Annotated in this window: 13 protein-coding genes and 2 tRNA genes; 6 read left to right on the top strand and 9 right to left on the bottom strand. The window is 54.3% G+C overall.

Annotated elements, in window-relative coordinates; translation table 11 throughout:
* Positions 1-4: 4 nt before the first annotated feature.
* Positions 5-769, bottom strand: a complete 765-nt coding sequence (locus CA832_RS07155) for an exodeoxyribonuclease III (protein WP_088341393.1) — start codon at positions 767-769, stop codon at positions 5-7.
* A 125-nt stretch (positions 770-894) separates the two neighbouring features.
* Here CA832_RS07155 and CA832_RS07150 point away from each other — a divergent pair, with 125 nt between their 5' ends.
* Positions 895-1,488 carry a TlpA family protein disulfide reductase gene (locus tag CA832_RS07150; protein WP_088340910.1) on the top strand — a complete coding sequence of 198 codons (594 nt, stop codon included), beginning with the start codon at positions 895-897 and terminating at the stop codon, positions 1,486-1,488.
* Here the strand turns inward: CA832_RS07150 and CA832_RS07145 are convergent.
* Entirely contained in the window at positions 1,485-1,973 is a 489-nt protein-coding gene (locus CA832_RS07145) for a pyridoxamine 5'-phosphate oxidase family protein (protein WP_088340909.1), read from the bottom strand. The two genes, CA832_RS07150 and CA832_RS07145, sit on opposite strands and share 4 nt — an antisense overlap.
* Positions 1,974-2,136: 163 nt before the next feature.
* Between CA832_RS07145 and CA832_RS07140 the strand changes: the two genes are divergently transcribed.
* The gene (locus tag CA832_RS07140; RefSeq protein WP_088340908.1) at positions 2,137-3,015 is read left to right on the top strand and encodes a sugar phosphate isomerase/epimerase family protein; all 879 of its coding nucleotides are present in this window, start codon (positions 2,137-2,139) and stop codon (positions 3,013-3,015) included.
* A 42-nt stretch (positions 3,016-3,057) separates the two neighbouring features.
* On the opposite strand, the gene CA832_RS07135 is transcribed toward CA832_RS07140, so the two are convergent.
* Entirely contained in the window at positions 3,058-3,276 is a 219-nt protein-coding gene (locus tag CA832_RS07135) for a dodecin family protein (RefSeq protein WP_088340907.1), read from the bottom strand.
* Positions 3,277-3,566: 290 nt separating this feature from the next.
* Between CA832_RS07135 and CA832_RS07130 the strand changes: the two genes are divergently transcribed.
* Both CA832_RS07130 and CA832_RS07120 read left to right on the top strand, forming a co-directional pair.
* Positions 3,567-3,650, top strand: a tRNA-Ser gene (locus tag CA832_RS07130).
* A gap of 291 nt (positions 3,651-3,941) precedes the next feature.
* A tRNA-Pro gene (locus CA832_RS07120) sits at positions 3,942-4,016 on the top strand.
* A gap of 381 nt (positions 4,017-4,397) precedes the next feature.
* Here the strand turns inward: CA832_RS07120 and CA832_RS07115 are convergent.
* Positions 4,398-5,483 carry an acyltransferase family protein gene (locus CA832_RS07115; protein ID WP_088340905.1) on the bottom strand — a complete coding sequence of 362 codons (1,086 nt, stop codon included), beginning with the start codon at positions 5,481-5,483 and terminating at the stop codon, positions 4,398-4,400.
* 28 nt (positions 5,484-5,511) lie between these two features.
* Positions 5,512-6,093 carry an ankyrin repeat domain-containing protein gene (locus tag CA832_RS07110; protein ID WP_088340904.1) on the bottom strand — a complete coding sequence of 194 codons (582 nt, stop codon included), beginning with the start codon at positions 6,091-6,093 and terminating at the stop codon, positions 5,512-5,514.
* Between the two features lie 242 nt (positions 6,094-6,335).
* On the opposite strand from CA832_RS07110, the gene CA832_RS07105 reads away from it, so the two are divergent.
* Positions 6,336-8,387, top strand: coding sequence for a helix-turn-helix domain-containing protein (locus tag CA832_RS07105; RefSeq protein ID WP_088340903.1), 2,052 nt, complete (start codon positions 6,336-6,338; stop codon positions 8,385-8,387).
* A 77-nt stretch (positions 8,388-8,464) separates the two neighbouring features.
* Complete coding sequence (locus CA832_RS07100) at positions 8,465-9,046, top strand: hypothetical protein (RefSeq protein WP_088340902.1); 582 nt, start codon at positions 8,465-8,467, stop codon at positions 9,044-9,046.
* 224 nt (positions 9,047-9,270) lie between these two features.
* On the opposite strand, the gene CA832_RS07095 is transcribed toward CA832_RS07100, so the two are convergent.
* The 4 genes from CA832_RS07095 to CA832_RS07080 all read right to left on the bottom strand — a co-directional run bounded on the left by CA832_RS07095 (position 9,271) and on the right by CA832_RS07080 (position 17,809).
* The gene (locus CA832_RS07095; RefSeq protein WP_088340901.1) at positions 9,271-11,049 is read right to left on the bottom strand and encodes a peptidase associated/transthyretin-like domain-containing protein; all 1,779 of its coding nucleotides are present in this window, start codon (positions 11,047-11,049) and stop codon (positions 9,271-9,273) included.
* Positions 11,050-11,056: 7 nt separating this feature from the next.
* The gene (locus tag CA832_RS07090; RefSeq protein WP_088340900.1) at positions 11,057-12,388 is read right to left on the bottom strand and encodes a DUF4249 domain-containing protein; all 1,332 of its coding nucleotides are present in this window, start codon (positions 12,386-12,388) and stop codon (positions 11,057-11,059) included.
* Positions 12,388-15,174 (bottom strand): TonB-dependent receptor, encoded by a 2,787-nt coding sequence (locus CA832_RS07085; protein WP_233131756.1) that lies wholly within the window; start codon positions 15,172-15,174, stop codon positions 12,388-12,390. The genes CA832_RS07090 and CA832_RS07085 overlap by 1 nt, the downstream gene beginning before the upstream one ends.
* A 235-nt stretch (positions 15,175-15,409) precedes the next feature.
* Positions 15,410-17,809: a TonB-dependent receptor gene (locus tag CA832_RS07080; RefSeq protein ID WP_088340898.1), complete on the bottom strand. Its 2,400-nt coding sequence runs from the start codon at positions 17,807-17,809 to the stop codon at positions 15,410-15,412.
* Positions 17,810-17,825: the final 16 nt, after the last annotated feature.

The raw sequence follows: 17,825 nt of genomic DNA, 5'->3' as shown, positions 1-17,825 counted from the left end.
GCCGTTACAGACCCAGCTGAATGCCAATGGGGCAGTGGTCCGAGCCTTCGTATTCGGCATAAATCGCAGCATCCTCAACCCGGTCTGCCAGGTCCTCGCTTACCAGGAAATAATCGATGCGCCACCCGATATTTTTCTGTCGGGCATTAAACCGATAACTCCAGTACGAATAGGCTTCCTTATCCGGATACTGGCGCCGGAAGGTATCGACCATTCCCATTCCCAGCAGGCGGTCCATCCCGTCAATTTCATCCTGGGTATACCCGGCCGTTTTGTTGTAATTGGACTTGTCATTTTTCAGGTCGATGGGGCGGTGGGCCACGTTCAGGTCCCCACAGAGGATCAGTGGTTTCTCTTCCTTGAGGGACTGCAGGTACTCCAGGAAGGCCGCATCCCATTCCTTTCGGTGTTCCAGCCGCTTGAGGCCGTTTCCGGAATTTGGCACATAGGCATTCACCAGGAAGAAGGTCCCGAAATCCGCACACTGGATTCGCCCCTCTGCCTGGAGAAGTGCATGGTCCCCGCCGGTCGTTACCTGAAGAGGTTCGGTTTTACTGAGGATTGCCGTCCCGGAATACCCTTTCTGTTCCCCGAGGAACGCATAACAGTGGTAGCCGTTAAACCCCGAAGCGATTTCGGCTACGTTATCCGGGTCCGCTTTGGTTTCCTGCAAGCACAGGATATCAGGGTTAAGCGCCTTAACAGAGGCCGAAAAGTCCTTTTTGGCAATGGCCCGAATGCCATTAACGTTCCATGAAATCAGTTTCACTCCTACTGGTTTTACCCAAAAATACAATAGCCGGGAAGATTATGGGCAACAAATGGCCCTCGGGGTAACCGGGGTTACACAGGAAAAGGTCGAAAAACTGTACTTTTAACGCTAAATACCTTGGTATGAAACCTGCGGGAAAAAAGGGACTCGTTTTGAGTATACTGGCTGTTGCAGCCATGGGCCTGGCCTATTGGAGCGGGCTCCATATCCGCCTGTACAACGGACTGCAGAACCGGCTTATCGCTACCGGGGTGGTCCAACCTAAACCCGCTGGGATTTCCACCTTCCAGCAAATGCCCGTCTCGGAAACCGAGTTACAGGAGCTGCTGCTGGAGGATGCCGAAGGGCAAACCCGGACCGCTGCGGAATATCCGCAAAAAGTCCTCTTTATCAACTACTGGGCCACCTGGTGTGCCCCTTGCATTGCCGAAATGCCGGGTATCCATGAATTGTATAAGCAGGTACACCCGCAGGTGGGTTTTGTGATGATCAACCGGGACCGGACCTTTCAAAAAGCAGGTACCTTCCTGAGCCAGAAGGAATATCCGTTCGAACTCCTGCAGGTCAAGGGGCCGGCACCAGAGGTGTTTCGCACCGGATCTATTCCCCTTACCCTGGTGGTGGACCGGAAAAACGGCGTTATTTACCGGAACCTGGGAATGGCGGACTTCAACACCCCGGAAAACAAGGCCTTTCTGAATGCCCTCCTGGATTAGTCCCGTTCCCTGCAGCGGCCCTCCCAAACTGTGGGCCGGATGCGGTATACTACCGGAATACCCATAGTTTCCGACTTGCTGGAGAAATCCGGAATGACCGATGCCTGGTCTTCCCCCCTCGATTTCAGAATGCTGCGCACCCCTTCTGTAAAACGGTGCAGACATGCCTTTGCATCAATCTGCCGAACTTCCTCAAAACGCCCGTGCACCTGAACGGAAACCCACTGACCCGGGTCCTGCATTTCGTAGACCAAAAGGGCTACCTCAGGGTGCTCCCGCATAGCCTGGATCTTATGACCTTCCATGCTGTAGCTCACCAGGAAGTTCCGCTCTTTGTCATAGAAGTATGTGATCGGAAGCACATAGGGGACGCCGTGGGCCAAATATGCGAGGGAACCAAAACAGTTCCTGGCGAGGAGTTCCCGGGAGATTCTTCCGGTGAGCTCCCGCTGGGGCTCCCCAGATGGGTTTTTGATATTTTTCATGGCCAAATAGCTACATAATACCCTGGCAAGTTATCCGGAATAGCCAAACGCCGAAATGACCTGAATCATTCCCCGAAATACGTGTGGGCTGCACACCTGAAAATACCTACCTTTATGCCATTCCCGGGAAACTTGCCGGGACCCCTAAACCAAATTTCCAAACATGAAAACGATCTATTCCCTCAAACGCTTTTGGATCATCCTTCCAGCCGTATTGCTCCTTGCGAGTTGTCAGTCAGCACCTGATACCCCTGCCCCAGGGGCAACCCTTTATACCGTCAGGGACCTGATGGACGAAGACCCAAAGGGCGTGTTGCGCCAGGTAGCAGACCTCGGGTATGTGAATATTGAAGCTACCAATTATGCAGACGGAAAATTCTATGGGATGGAACCCACAGCCTTCAAGGAGTATCTGGAGTCCCTGGGCCTGGTCCCTATGAGCGTCCACCAGGGTGGGGTAACCCTGGAGAATGCAGACCAGATGATCGCAGATTCGAAAGCGGCAGGGTTCCGGTATTTCGTAATTCCCATTCCCCCCATGGGGCATTTTAAGTTCGACCCGCAGACGCGGACGATGTCCATGAGCGAGGATGTGGAGGAAGTAACACACATTATTAACACAGTAGGTGAAAAATGCAAGGCCGCCGGTTTACAACTGCTCTACCACAACCACGATTTTGAATTCAAGGAAAACGCAGCAGGGGTAGTGCCCATGGACTACTTCCTGGAGCATACCGACCCGGAAGTCGTGAATTTTCAAATGGATCTCTACTGGGTGACCCGCGCGGGTGCGGACCCCCTGGAGTACTTTGAAAAATACCCGGGAAGGTTTAAAAGCTGGCACCTGAAGGACATGGATAGCCAGGGCCGCTTCGCCCCTGTGGGAACCGGGAGTATAGATTTTAAACGCATCCTGGCCAAGAGCGGGCAGGCAGGCCTGGAATACTACATCGTGGAACAGGACATGACCTTTGACGGCATGCAGCCCCTCGAGGCCATCCGAATCAGCTTCGGCAACCTCGAGGAGCTCGGACTGCGCTGATAACGGTCATTGCAATTACCTCGTTATGCCCGGCACAACGCCCTACGGGTTGGGCCAATTGTGCTGCACCACAAAGGTTATTTTGGCATTGACGCGGTACTGATCAACCTTGTTGTCCTTTACCGTTACCTGCATGTCTTTCACATAGATGGACTTGATTTCCCTGAGGGAAACCGAAGCCTCTTTGAGGATGTTTTCAATGGCGTGTTCAAAACTCACCGTAGAATTCCCCAGGATTTCAACCACTTTTAGTACACTCATGACTTCTCGTTTTTAGGGGTTACTGATTTCCCCGGCCCGCATCCGAAAGGCTTCCGGGCGAATGGGAAGATTAAAATAACAGACGGCAGGTATCCTGGCAATGACCCAAATCAGCGGGAGGACACCGTTTTTCTGCGTGAAATCCTTGCGGGATGCAGTGAGACGGCCAGCGTAACGGAAACCCCTTACTAACCGGAAAAAAATCTTTAAAAAGGTTGCGTTAGAGCAGGCGAAAAATTACATTTGCATCCGCAATTTCGTTTGCGCTTCCCTGTCTTTCGGCAGGGAATGGAGAGGTGCCGGAGTGGTAACGGAGCAGATTGCTAATCTGTCGGCGGGTAACCGTCGCCTGGGTTCGAGTCCCAGTCTCTCCGCAGACCCGCCATAAGGCGGAAAATGCAATTCCAAAGCCCTGATTCGAGCTGGAATTCGGGTTTTGGAATTTTTTCTTGAGTGTTTCATACTTCCCCTGGGGAAGTGGCAGGAAAACAGCAAGGCCCGCGCGCCGGCTGGCTCCTCGCCAAACACTCGGCCCGGGGTGTAGCCCCAAACCAGAACAACGGGGTTGTTCTGTTTGGGATAAACTCCGCCCGGTTCCCGGGCTACACAAGTAGCTTTGGAATTTGGAATTTACCTTTCTGGAATTTGCAGCTTCAGCTGCTACTCGGGGTGTAGCGTAGCCCGGTTATCGCGCCTGCTTTGGGAGCAGGAGGTCGCAGGTTCGAATCCTGCCACCCCGACGAAAAAAACCCTGACGACAATGTCGTCGGGGTTTTTCATTTCCGAAGACATTGAAGCTTGCTTCATAATGTCGGAGGAAAGGGAAAAACCGACTTCAGCCAGTCGGCTGAAGTCAGGGTTTATTTCGATCTACCCCCCCACTCAGGATCACCGACCGAAGGGAGGTAATCCTGGCTCCAGCCCGCATCGGGTTTCTTTCAGTCTACCCCCACTCAGGATCACGCGAGTATGCGAGCGTAATCCGGTACGATCTGAACACGTAGCGACAAGGCCCGCGCACCGCCTGGCTCCTCACTATCAAAGGTCCACCGGACCTTTGGTGGCCGTTCAGCCGGGATCACGCGAGGAAGCGCACGTAATCCTGGAAATCCCGACCCCGTTTAAACGGACTCCGCGCTTTTGTGCAACACTTCCTTAGGGCGTTCTTTTCCTCTGAGCCCGAATAATGGCCGCAATAGCCCAACCCTGCGGATCACAAATTCGTAAAGCAGGAAACACACCAGCCCGGTAAAGGCCACAATAGCAAAAAATTGTACCAAAAGCGGGAGTTCCAACGGCAGGATCAGGCCTGCCCCGGCGTACAAAACGAACATGTGGATAATGTACACGGGGTAGGCCGCCTGGCTGAGATACCGCAGGGCTGCACTGGGCCGGTTCAGGTATTTGTACCCTATCCCAAAAAGCCCGAAGATCCACGCATTGGACTCCAGGGCCATCAGATACCCGGGGGATTTCATGTCAAAAACCAGCAAACGCACGGTGTAGAGAACCGCCGCAAGACCGATATATAGCCATCGCCACCTCAGGACCGTAGGCCAGAAGGTTTTTCCTGCAGCCACAAATAAGAATCCAAAGAAAAAAGCCAGGAGGCCGATAAAAAAGCCATGGGCCGTTTCTGCATACATCTCAAAGATCAAGGGCTTTACCAGCAAGACCTCTGCTATGAAGAGAACCGAGACGGCAAGGATGCCCAGGGGGTTTGAGAAGACCCGCTGTAGAACCTTTAGAAACAACCCTTCCGGATATTTCCGCAGCCAGAAGAACAGAGGAAACAACAGCAGCACGTAGGCAAAAATATTCCCGAGGAACCACAGGTGGCCTGCGTGGGGATAGTACGACAGGGGCAAATTGTAATTCCACTGGAAGATGGCAAAGTGGATGGGGGTAATGGCCAATACCCCGAAAACAAAGGGGAGCAGGATGCGCTGGGAGCGTTCCAGCAGCAATTGTTTCCAGTTTCGTTTTCGGATGGCGAAGAACACCCCCATGCCGGAAACGAAAAACAGGAAGGGAATGCGCCAGACATTCAGCAGGGTCATGGGTACCCAGAGGTCCTGCAATGGGGCTTCGCTCCGGATAAACCCAATGTACATGGCCCAGGGCTGGAAAATTATCGCAATGTGGTAAATCAGCAACAGGCCTATGGCGATTACCCGCAGCCAGTCTATGTCGTGTCTTCTTTCCATGGTTGTTCGTTTTTTGATTTGGGTTGGTTTATTGCAGCATCATGGCAATCACAGGGCGGGACTCCTCCAGTTCGGCCATATCGAGCTGCAGCCCGAACGGCCCCAGCTGAGCCTGCATGAGTTCGTAAATGGGTTGTACCTCTTCGAAGGGGCCGGCAACGCTTTCCAGAGGGGTAGAACCGTAATTGTTGCGTACGTTTTTATCCGCTCCGGCATCCAGGAGTTTTTGCACGATCTCCACCCGTCCAAAAAAGGCAGCCACATGCAGGGCGGTGGCCCCGTCGTTGTTCTTGGCAGACAGTTCTGCACCGGCATCTACCAGGGCCAGGGCTATCGGGGTCTGGTCAAAAGTGGCAGCTGTAATTAAAGGGGTGGAACCGCTCATGGGGTCCTTGGCATTGAGGTCTGTTCCGGCCGCAATATGCTGTTTGACGACCTCCAGGTTCCCGTACAATACGGCTGTAGGCAGGTCCGTATCCGGTTTCTGGACTACTTCCTGACCAGGGGTTTCCTTCTGCTGGGAATTGGCTTCCTTACAGGAGATGGCGGCACCCACCAGGAGGGCCAGGCATACTATCTGTGTTACCTTGTTCATTTTTACTGTTTTCATGATTCGATTTTTTAAGGGTTTTATTTTTCGTTTTTGTCTGATACAAAGTTCCGGTACCCCATGACGCAGGACCTATAAGCCTTGTGCCGAATTCCATAAGGTTTGATGAAGGGCTGTAACAATTGGCGCAGGGATATAACTTATGACGCAAGCGCCCCTTTCATAGCCCGAATTCCCGAGCTGGCACGACCAAGGGTCGAATCGGGATTTCTTTAGTATTTTCGAAGGTGTAATACCTCATCATGGCCGACCAAAAACCACAGGTATCGGAATTTATCCGGCAGGCGGAAGCTCAGGTCCTGGAACACCTGGCTGATGAAGCCTTCGGGGTTTCGGAACTTGCAGCGGCCCTGCACATGAGCCGCTCCAACCTCCTGCGTAAAATCCGAAAGGACGCCGGCCTGTCTGCAAGCCAGTTTATCCGCCGTATCCGTCTGGATCAAAGCCTGGAAATGCTCAGGGAGGGCAACCTTACCATTTCGGAAATTTCGTATCAGGTTGGCTTTGGCAGCACTTCTTATTTCATCAAGTGCTTTCGGGAACAATACGGGTATCCGCCCGGAGAGGCCAGCAAAACAGGAAAACTCCAGCCCTCCCCTGCACCGCAGGGCGTTTTTAAACCGCAGTGGAAACTGGTCCTCGGTGCCCTGGTTCTTATGGCAGGTCTTATCCTGGTATTTTACCTGAAAGCTCCCCGGGAACCCGGGGTGACGCTGGAAAAATCCATAGCGGTACTCCCCTTTAAAAACCTGAGCAGCGATTCCTCCAATGCCTATTTCGTAAACGGGCTGATGGAATCTACCCTGAATAACCTCCAGAAAATCGAGGACCTGAGGGTCATCAGTCGTACCTCGGTAGAGCAGTACCGGAATACCGATAAGTCAATCCCCGAAATCGCCGGCGAACTGGACGTAAACTATTTCGTGGAAGGGAGCGGACAAAAGGTAGGAAACCAGGTATTGCTCCATATCCAGCTCATTGAGGTTTCCGGGGACAGGCCCATATGGTCTGAGCAGTATAACCGGGAAGTGGGAGACATATTTGCACTTCAGAACGAAGTGGCGCGGAAAATCGCGGATGCCATCAAGGCCAACGTTACCCCGGACGAATTGCAGCAGATCCAGAAAAAGCCCACGGAGAACCTTGTGGCCTACGACTACTACCTCCGGGGGGTGGCGCGCATTTCGGAGCGGACTGCGGAGGGGCTGGAAGCGTCCATCCCCCTGTTCAAAAAGGCGATCGAGGAAGATCCGGAATTTGCCCTGGCCTATGCCAATACTGCGGTGGCCTATTTCTTTATGGATCAGGATAAACGGGAAAAACAGTACACGGAAGAACTCAACCACTATGCAGACAACGCCCTGCTCTACGATTCCCGCTCCGACGTGGGCCTTATCGCCAAGGCGCTATATTATATGCAGATCCAGGACTACCGGCTTGCCCTGCCATACCTGGAAAAGGCCCTGGAGTACAACCCCAATTCATCTTCGGCCATCAACATCCTTGCAGATTACTATGCCCGCATCATCCCCAATACCTCCAAATACCTGGAGTATGCCCTTAAAGGTATCCGGCTTGATAAGGCTCCCGGGGATTCCATTTCCCGCAGTTACACCTACCTCCACCTGAGCAACGCCCTTGTCCAGTCCGGTTTTGTGGATGAGGCCCTCACCTATATCGAAAAGTCCCTGGCCTATAACCCGCAAAACCCGTACTCCCCCTTGCTGAATATCTATATCCGGTACGCGAAACATCAGGACCTGGAACGCATGTCCGGGATGCTGCTTCGGGAATGGCAAAAGGATACCACGCGGTTGGATATCCTCCAGGAATTGGCAAAATCCTATTATTTCCGCCGGGATTTCGACAGCGCCTACATCTACTACGACAAATTTGTCCGGGCCCGGGAGTCCGGGGGTCTGGATATCTATCCGCAGGAAGACATCAAGATTGGCCTTGTTTATCAGAAACAGGGGTTGCAGCAGCAGGCGGAAGAATTATACCAGTCCTATGACCGGTATTGCGAAAGGGACGCCTCCATCTACAAAAGCGCCAGCACCGCGGTAAAGTATGCCCGGGAGGGCCGGTACGATGCCGCCATAGCGCAGTTGCAGGCTTTTTCCAGGGAGGACAACATCCAGTACTGGATGCTCCTTTTCATGGAACTGGACCCGCATATGGAACCCCTGCAATCCCATCCGGACTACCCCGGGGTCATCCGGGCCATCCAGGATCGTTTCTGGGAAAATCACCGGGTGCTGCGTACTAAATTACAGGAACAGGGATTGCTGTAACAAGGTACGTCCCCAAACTAAATTTCACTATCTTTCATAACCAGTCCCTGCCTTCCTGGGATCCGGAACCCACGTGTATGGACAAGTTCTTCAATTCCACCTTCGACGCCCTGACCCAGGTGGTTCCGGGTTCCTGCTTTATCGGGATCCTCTACCTGTTCGATCCGGACATCCATAATGCGGACGACTTGCTGGCCCAATTGAGTACCATAAACCTGGGGAGCGCCGCATTCCTCGTGTTTGTTTCCTATGTAATCGGCTTTGCGCTGGGGCCGGTAGGCCGATTTTTATATACCCGCCTGGGCTTTCGGCTGTGGCCCATGAAACCACAACCCTGCAAAGCAGGTATTACTGTATCTGAGAAATATGTCCTGGTACGCCAGTACAGCCCGGCCAATTTCAAGTATATTGAGATCTGGAATATGTTCTGTAACCTCTCCCATAATCTGGGGGTAGTCGCCCTGTTCCTTTTGGTTGCCAGTCTCTACCGCATCTTCATCCTGGGCTACTTCAACCTGGCCCTCTTTGGCCTGGCCGCCGGGGCCGTGGTGCTTTTTTTGATATTCCTCCACCGGGCAGTGGTCTTCCGGACCTGGGCCCTGAACGACCTGAATGCCACAGTAGACCTGGTTATGCAATCCGGGAAAGGGAAAGATTAAGCCTCAGAGGGATTAGCCAACACTATCTACCGACACTTCTTAGGACAACCCGGGATTTTAATGGATATGGCTTATGGATTAGGTTAGTCCTCCGGAAGGGCTGAAAAAGTGAAGATGCCTGATAGGATTTTGCAGTCTGACGGGTTATGTTGCGTCACAGGGGGTGGGGGGATATCTCCCTAAAGCAAAAGGTTTCTTTATCCCATAAACCGCACCCGGGTGCGTTACTGCCGGGCTGGCCCTTCCACAGTAAAGCTACCCTGCACAGATACCGGTTTCCCATAGGTGGTAAACCCCTCCAGGTATATCTCGTAAGTTCCTTCCAGGTCTGAGGTGTAGAACCGGATTTCCTGCTGCGGGGCGTCCACAGTAATCCGCGGTTCCCAGTGAAGCAGGTATCGGTAATCCGGAATTTGCCCATTGGCCCAGCCTGAGCCTGGGCCGTGGTTGGCGCGGAAATAGCGCTTTACGGGCTCCGGGAAACCTAAATCGAAAACGGCCGCATTCCCCCCGGCGAAGGATTCTGCATAATCCCCTTCGAAGGTCTCAATGGAAACAACCCCCTGATAGGTGCCTGGCCCCAGAACCAGCGGGTCCTGCAGGACTTTTATCGTTTTGATCCGTTGGGCCTCGAAGGATTTGATTGCGCCTACATCGCGGATAAAAACGCCGTCTATGAGCACAATGGCCGGGTCGTCGTTGTAGGGTTCATTAAAGGTTTCAAAATCCTGGGCAACCCGGATGTAATCGGATCCTCCCGGACCCTTGCGGTACCCGACATTGCCAAAAATCTCCACAAAGGTCTCCTGCAGGGTAGGAAAGCGGGTATACTCATCCAGGTGGACCACTTTTGGGATACCCCCATCAAAGGGATCGGGGAGGTCTTCCCGCAGGATCGAGTCCGGTTTGGCGCCAATGAAAGCATTTTCCAGTTGGTTATTCACGCTTCTGGCTACAATGGCCTCCCGATGTTCAGGTTCGGGCCTCCAGTCCTTAAAATCCAAAGTATTAAGAGGCATGGGGCGGCGCTCTCCCCGGGTAATGGTGTATTGGCCCTCCCCCATCACCTGACATACAATACTGGACTCGCGGTAAGGCTTGCGCAGGTAGGTAAAAAAATACCCATCCGGGTTGGTGGTGGCAGACTTAAGGATATACCCTTGCCCCGGAACGGAAAGGACCACCTCCTTCCCAGCCGCAGGAGTACCCGTGGCAGCATCCATAACACTTCCGAAGAACAACTCTCCCCGCTGTTCAGGCAGGTAAATGGAGTCGCCTATCCCCTGAGGGATAGCCCTGAGGGCAGCTTGTTGCTCCATGCCCCAGGTCTCGGCTGTCTTATGGGATTCAAACAGGTCGGACTTGCGGACCACACTCAGGGAATACTCCCCATGGGCCAAACGCCCCTTATAATTCCTCAGGGAAAGCCGGATTTCCTGCCGGGGGCCGTAGCTGAGGGTATCCATTTGCAGTTGGAGCAACTCCCCGCCTTCGTCCGCCGGTTCGGACTTGCTCTGCCCGGCAACGGCCTCCCCTCCATTGGCAGGCACATGCCCGGAATCCACTTCCCGGGGCCGGTATGGGTTTACAATAGCTATATCTGTCTGGAAGACCTGGCTAAGCCCCCCGTTCTTCATCCACTGGGTATAGCCCAGCAATTTATATGAGCCTGTGGGCAGGTCTGTATTTACAAAAAAATCGCCCTGGCCCATGCCCCCTTCCAACCGGATCTTGTGTTCGAAAACCTTCTTGCCATTGGAGTCTACCAGACTCACATAGGCCACCGTACTGATGCGGCTCAGGCGGCTGGTCTGGGCATCGATGCAATAGAGCTTGTAGTACAGGTATTCTCCCGAAAAGAGAAGCTCCTGGCTGGGGTGGACATACATCTTCTCCAGCGGGAGCCGCTGCAGGTCCAAGAGCTCGGAACCGTCATCAATGCGGTATTGGGCCGTCAGATTGAGGGCGGTTAGCAGGAAAAGAAAACCAAAAATCCGTTTCATACCTTCATTATTCTTCCCAGAAATCCGGGACGGTGTTTTCCCCCAGCAGGGTGCAATCGCCGCAGACGCGGTTAACATAGGTATAGGGGCCGGGGCAGGTTCCGATGTTGTTGATGTTCTCGCCGGTATAGGTACTCAGGCCCAGGTTTACCCGTTCGATTATGGACTGCGGACAGTCATCACCCCCAGTGGGTCCGCTGAAACAATACGAAACATGCGATTCCGGGGAGGAGTGCTCTATACACACAAACGGATAGGGCGGCAAGGGCTCCCCGGGGAAGAGGTCGTCATAATTGAAAAAGATGCGCTGGGCACTAACACTTACCGCTTCGATATACCCCAGTACATTTTCATCCGTCCCGTCCGAACGGTTCATATTGGCTGTAAGCGCCCCGGGCTGCACCTGGGAGAACAGGCTTTCGGTCTGAGAAAACCGCTTCAGGGCCTCGAAAAACCCAAAGGCATCGGCATCCTGCACATACTGCCGCACCAGAATGCTGTATCTGTGGGTAATGATAAAATCGTCTCTGGGAATAAAGCGAACCGGGAAGCGCTGCAGGGTATTCCCCGTTCCGGCCGGCAGGCTTGCCTGTACCACGGTTTCGGAAGGCACGGTATTGTAACATACCTGGTTCTGCACCTCTCTGGGTACAATCTCCAGGGTATAGGTGGGTTCCGGAAGGGCACAGGGGTCGTAATTGGTCAGGCGGAACTCATTTTCGTCCCAGAAGGGGGCAATAACCTTATAGGTTTCCTCATACGCATAGCGCAGGCGCTGGGCATCGCCCTGGAGGGTGGTGGCATCGGCATAGATCTGCACCCCTTCCACCCCGAAGGCATTGGTTTCCCTTTCTGCATAGATTCGGTCCAGCCCGGCGGCCCCGGCAATGCGCAAGGGGTCCGAGGTATACTCCCGCCCGTTGGAGCGGGTAATCTCCAGGAAGTACTCCACTCCGGATTGCAGGCCAAAGGGGGTTTCAGAAAGATACTTACCCGGTTCGGCTTCAAAGAAATCCACAACCCCTCCGCTTCCAGTCCTGAGGCGCACCTGCGCCCCGGTTTCGTCATCCACCGAATCCCGGGCGCCCAGGCCAAAGGGGAGGAAAGGGTTGTAAATGGTATCGGTTTCCAGGTCCAGTCTCGGGGAGCTGCGGCTAAGCAGCACCTGTTGCACCCCAACTTCGTCCGTAAGCGTGGCTTCTACTACCAGGAGGGGTTCCTCCAACACCTCTTCCACAGAATCCAGTTCCAATTCCTCTACGCACCCCGTGGCCAGCACCCCCAGAATCAGTCCGAGGATGGCATGAACAGTGCGGTAAGGTCTCCTATTGAGCAGCATCAGAATTTAAAATTATAGGTTATCGATGGCACCGGGATGGCAAAGATGGAACTTTGCAGGGCCTTTACCTCCCCCCCTTCGGTGACGAAAAACACCGAATAGGGGTTATTGCGCCCCAGCACGTTATAGACCGAAATGGTCCAGAAACTATGGGCTAGCTTGTCCTTTTTGTGGTTCCCCTCTATGTTGATCCCCAAATCCAGGCGGTAGTAATCCGGAATACGGAACCGGTTGCGGTCCGAATAGAAAACCAGATCGGCATTGTTAAACCGGAAGGTGCCGATGGGATAGGTAACCGGCCGGCCGGTCTGGTAGACGAAATTCATGGAAAAGCTATACCTGCGCGTGAGTCTGTAGTTTGCGATAAGGCTCAGGTCGTGGGGTTTGTCGAAATTCGATGGGAAAAACGCCCCGTTGTTCACGCGTTCATCCCGGAATTCGCTGTCCAGGCGGTAAAAAGACCGGGAATAGGTATACCCGAGCCAGCCATTGAGTTTTCCTTTTTCCTTCTTCAACAGGAACTCCACCCCGTAGGCCTTACCCTCCCCCTGCAGGACCTGCGTCTCTACATGGGGGTTTAGAAGGAGGTTGGCTCCCGTCTTGAAATCCAGCACATCATCCATCCGTTTATAGTACCCTTCCAGGCTAACTTCATAGGCGTTGTCGGCAAAATTCTTGTAAAAGCCCAGGGAGGCCTGATACCCCGTCTGGGGGCGGATATTCAGGTCGGAGAGCTTCCAGGTGTCGATGGGAGAAATCGTGGTATTGTTCGAAAGGGTATGGACAAACTGGTAGGCATTGTTAAAGCTGGCCTTGACCGAAAAATCCTCGGCCAGCAGATACCGGACAGAAGCCCTTACCTCCGGACCCCCATAGGTCTTGATGGCCTCGAGGCTACCGTAATTGAGGGTATCCCGTACCGTGCCCTCGCTTATGGGCTGGCCTTCGGCATAGGTCCGCTGCGACCCCGGGCCCAGGGCGGCAAAAAAGGCAAGGCGGACCCCCACATCGAGGCGGAGACGGTCCGTCAGGTCGAAGGCGTCCCCTAAAAATAAGGCCCCTTCAAAGGCCTGCTCCCGGGGAATGTCGATAGGCGCAACCGCGGTACCGGAGGCGCCCGCCTCCCGGCTTCCCGGGCTCACCGAATAGTATTTGCCTGTAATGCCGTAATCCAGGGTGTGGCCCTTGCCGGCTTCGGTCCGCAGCCGGTATTTCATCTGGGTTTCGTTTATGCCGTAATCCAGGCGGAAATCGGTATTGGAGGGTCCGTCGTAGTCGATGCCGAAGCGGTAATCGCTATTCCCAAAAAAAAGTACCGCCCCGGTCTTCTCCCCGATCCGGTGGTCCCAGCGTACTGAGGCCAGGGCATTGCTGTAGCGGTACAGGGAATCCGAAGTGATGCTGAAAGCATCCCGGCTGTAGTAGGCCGTGGTTTCCAGGCGGTTGTTTTCATTGAGCTGGTCCGTGTACCGGACAATGCCGTCAAAAAAGGAGGCTCCGCTGTTGCTCAGGGATTCATCGTCCAGGGAACGCAGGATCCAGTCTGCGTAGGCGCCGCGCCCTCCTACCACCAGGGAGGATTTATCCTTTACCACAGGGATCTCCAGGGCCAGGTTGGCCGTTACCGGTCCTACCGAGCCTTCCCCGCTGAGTTCTTGGGTGTTCCCGTCCTTGCTCCGGATGTCGAAAACCGATGCCAGCCTGCCGCCAAACTCCAGGGGGGCAGCTCCCTTATAGATATCCACCCGCTCTGTGGTAAAGGGGTTGAGTGCCTGGAAAATCCCGAAAAAGTGGGTGGGGTTGTAGATGACTGCATCATCGAGCAGCACGAGGTTCTGGTCTGTTTTCCCGCCCCGCACATTGATTCCCGAAGCCCCTTCCCCGGCTGAGGATATCCCCGGCAGGGTCTTGGCCACCTGCAGGATGTCGCGCTCCCCCAATACCAGGGGGATATTCTTCGACTCCTCAGAACCGATTTGTTCACTTCCCGTACTGGCCTGTTCCACATTGCGGGCGGCATCGGCCTCCACGACCACCTCGGTCAGTTGTTGTACCCCTTCCTCCAGGTTAAAATCCAGGGTGCCATCCCCGTAGAGCAGGATTTCCCGTTTCATTTCCCGTATGCCCATGGCGGTTGCTGTGAGCACATGGTATCCCGGCGGCAGTTCCAACTGGTATTGCCCCTGGGTATTGGTTACCGCAATGCGGTTGGTGCCCCCTACGCGGATGGCCAGGTCTGCCACCGGTTCTCCCGTCTGGTTATTGCGGGCCTGCCCCCGGATGAGGTACGCCGCGCGCTGCTGGCCTTCACTTGCCTTCCCGATGCGAGCAATGGGAAGTGCCCGGGTGTCCTCCCGCACGGCTTCCGGAAGGAAAACGGGTGCCGGGGCCTGTGCACGCGGCCTGGACGATACTGTTACAGGGGTGGAATCCGTTTCCAACGGGAAAAATCCGTCGGGGAGTTCCTCGTAAATCAGGGTGTTCCGAAGCAGGTATACCCGCCCTTCGGACAATCGCAGATACGCATTGAGCGGGGTGCCTTCCAAAAGGGTATTTAGGGCCTCTCCTACGGGAGTATTACTGAAAGAGCCGCTGACCTCGACTCCCGCGACCCACTCCGGCAGGAAAAAGAACTTCAGGCCCGTCTGAGCCTCCAGCTCCGGCACGACTTCCCCCAGGAGGGTTTGGTTGTAATCGCCGCTTATTTCTGCCTGCTGCGCCTCCAGGCGACTGGTGCTCAGAAGGGCTAAAGCAACGAGCAGAAGTAAATGGCGTACTCGGTTCAAAAGGGTTGCAATTTTTAGTGGTAATCCCGAATATATTACAAAATGGGCGCAATCCCGCACCACCCGGCAAAATATCCGCTGCAAGAGGTGCCTAACGCAACCCCAATGGAATTGGCGCATCTATTTCTTAGAAAGTTGTTAGGTTGGTTACGAAAAACCGCCCATCCGGGAGATTCCGGAGGGCGGTTTTTCATTTTCAAGTCCCGATAAATTACCCGGGGGCGTCTTCTTGTGTCTATTTCAAATCAGGACGGTGAAGCACATCCTGTAAAGATCCGTGACTCCCCTCTGGTGTTACCGCTTCAAGCTGAATCCTTATGGCATCGTAATCTGCCGGGCTAGTGAACTCAATCAAGGCTTCCCCCGATTCGTCCGTGGTAACCGCAGGGTTCCAGTACAAGGTGGCAGGCTCTTGTTTGCGGAGCTTCCGGTCCTTGTTGCGCTGCTGGAGATACTCCTCAAAGGGGAGCCCAGGGGCAAAACCTTTAAAGGTAACCATGGCGTCCTTGCGACTCACATAATCGACATCGGAGCCGTTGCGTGTATAGATAGCAAAAATGGGGCCTGTTCCCCTACTCCCATAAATGGAAGCGTCTGAGGCAGACAACAATTCGATACGCTCAATGTCCATAATAGGGACCAGATCGAATGGGTGTTCATTAGCCACCAGCATCAATCCATCCACCACCCACCGGGTTGGGCCCGGAGGTAAACTGGGCACACTCACATTCGGAACCGTAAAAACGTCCCCGGTCACAAAAACGCCGGGCATACGCTGCAGTAGTTCCCCAATACTGTTATAGGGTTTTTTGGGATCCTGCCTGATCACCCGCTTGGGTTCTATACCGTAAACTGAAGGCGTCGCCTTTACTTCCTGTTTTTTGGCCGTTACCGTCGCCTGGGCCAGCCGGATGAGACCCGTGGTATCGATCACGGCCCATGGAGTGGTTTCCACAAGAGGTCTCCCCTTGCGCTTAACCTCCGTTTCCGGGGGCTTAATGGCCAGGGGCTGCCCTGTTGCGCGCGTCTTGGTGTTCTGGTAAATCTCCTCATGCAGGGGCTCGAAGCGCACCAGATTGGTACGGGTATCCTCACCCTTGGTGCGGAAGATGAGCGGTATCTCCCCGGAAAAATCAATGCCGCTCACCTTGAGTATTCCGGAAGGGTCGGTCCTGACTTCAGAAATAAACAGGTTTTCGTCTGTAGAGGACATCACCTGTATCTCCTGGTTACGCAACAATTCATTATTTAAATCATAGGCATACCCTATGAGTTCCAATTGCTCCTGTATGGGGTACAGGATCTCATTAGGCAAGTCCTTTCCACTGTTCCCGGATGCTGTTGCCAGCGCATTGAGGTCGTCCAGGAAAAGTGCCTTGCGGAAGGCCCCTATTTCTGCAGATCCGGGGTTAGGACGGAGATAGTCCGAAATCCCGGGCAGCCTGGACCCGGTATCGCGGATGACGGAGAGGGACACTTCGGTCTGCACCGGGTTGCCGGAGGCGTCTGTGATTTTCAGTCGGAAGGTATTCTTGCCACCTTGCGTGAAATCCTGCGCCAGCGGAACCAATTCCATTTTCAGGGATTCGGGACCCTCTATGCGTACGGGTCGCTCAGAAAGCACCTCCCCGTCTGCGCCGAGCAAATCGAAATGCACAATCCCGCTGGGCATCTGTTTCTTGGGGATTTCTATTTGCAGGGACCCGGAGCCTTCCAGCTCAAGGGGCTGCTCCATAAAAACCTTCTCCCCGATCCTGCCCGTTAGCTGTAAGGGGCTCTTTTTCATACCCACAGCTCCCACAGAAACCGTAATATGGTCCGGATGCAAGGGGTTTACCTGCATGGCGTAACCCGCGTCCTGTACGGCAGGAAGGGAAAACCGCTGTCCGTTCTCCAGATGGAGGGTATAGGCAGCCCCCGGTTCGGGCGTAAGGATGGACATGCCTAGCCCTTCCTCGTAACTGTATACATCCACCACGCGCCTGCCCGCGCTATCCCGTATTTCCCCCGCAAGGGAAACGGGACACCCCAGGGCATCCAGGGCCCGGATGATTATTTTGTTGTTCATACCCTTCAGCAGGCTGCCGCCCTCCGGGTAGAAACGCACCTCGGCCACCTGCTTCAGGGAAGCGCCTGTGGTGACCTCCCCGTTTTCCAGAACCCGGATCTGGCGCGTAAAGAACTGCTGAGGGCCGTAATTCTGCATCCAGCGGGTGTAGGCCCGCAATTGATAGGTATTGGGCTCCAGGTCTTCCGGGATTTCGACAGCGCCCTGCGCCATCCCATCCGAAAGCTGATAATACTGGGAGCTGGCCAACGTCCCCGATGGGTCTATCAGGTCCACCTTCATGACCCCGCTGGGGCTAACCCTGAATTTTTGCGGGCCGGTCATGGCGTACGCCTTGAAAAAGAGATACTCGCCCGGCGCGGCCTCGCTCCGGTCAGTATGCAGATAAATCCGTTCCTCCCACAAGAAAAGGGAGTCCCGGATGGTTTGGTTCTGTACCAGCACTTCGCTAACAGGGGAAACAGCCGCCGGACCCCCGGGTTGGGAGCGCTGGGCCGAGATAGCGATATGGGCAAACAATAGGGGTAAAAGGATAAAGGGATTTCTGAAGCATCTTATTGTAGTCATATCGCAGTGTTTTTCT

Origin of the sequence: Robiginitalea sediminis (genome assembly GCF_002198115.1) — a bacterium.
GTDB lineage: Bacteria > Bacteroidota > Bacteroidia > Flavobacteriales > Flavobacteriaceae > Robiginitalea > Robiginitalea sediminis.
The sequence above is the reverse complement of the archived record's forward strand: the minus strand, read 5'-3'. Positions and strand labels throughout refer to the sequence as shown.

What these genes read in the sequence shown, in the direction of transcription:
- CA832_RS07150 (WP_088340910.1), top strand. Translation starts at nt 895, where the DNA reads ATGAAACCTGCGGGAAAAAAGGGACTCGTTTTGAGTATACTGGCTGTT.
- CA832_RS07145 (WP_088340909.1), bottom strand. Translation starts at nt 1,973, where the DNA reads ATGAAAAATATCAAAAACCCATCTGGGGAGCCCCAGCGGGAGCTCACC.
- CA832_RS07140 (WP_088340908.1), top strand. Translation starts at nt 2,137, where the DNA reads ATGAAAACGATCTATTCCCTCAAACGCTTTTGGATCATCCTTCCAGCC.
- CA832_RS07135 (WP_088340907.1), bottom strand. Translation starts at nt 3,276, where the DNA reads ATGAGTGTACTAAAAGTGGTTGAAATCCTGGGGAATTCTACGGTGAGT.
- CA832_RS07115 (WP_088340905.1), bottom strand. Translation starts at nt 5,483, where the DNA reads ATGGAAAGAAGACACGACATAGACTGGCTGCGGGTAATCGCCATAGGC.
- CA832_RS07110 (WP_088340904.1), bottom strand. Translation starts at nt 6,093, where the DNA reads ATGAAAACAGTAAAAATGAACAAGGTAACACAGATAGTATGCCTGGCC.
- CA832_RS07105 (WP_088340903.1), top strand. Translation starts at nt 6,336, where the DNA reads ATGGCCGACCAAAAACCACAGGTATCGGAATTTATCCGGCAGGCGGAA.
- CA832_RS07100 (WP_088340902.1), top strand. Translation starts at nt 8,465, where the DNA reads ATGGACAAGTTCTTCAATTCCACCTTCGACGCCCTGACCCAGGTGGTT.
- CA832_RS07095 (WP_088340901.1), bottom strand. Translation starts at nt 11,049, where the DNA reads ATGAAACGGATTTTTGGTTTTCTTTTCCTGCTAACCGCCCTCAATCTG.
- CA832_RS07090 (WP_088340900.1), bottom strand. Translation starts at nt 12,388, where the DNA reads ATGCTGCTCAATAGGAGACCTTACCGCACTGTTCATGCCATCCTCGGA.
- CA832_RS07080 (WP_088340898.1), bottom strand. Translation starts at nt 17,809, where the DNA reads ATGACTACAATAAGATGCTTCAGAAATCCCTTTATCCTTTTACCCCTA.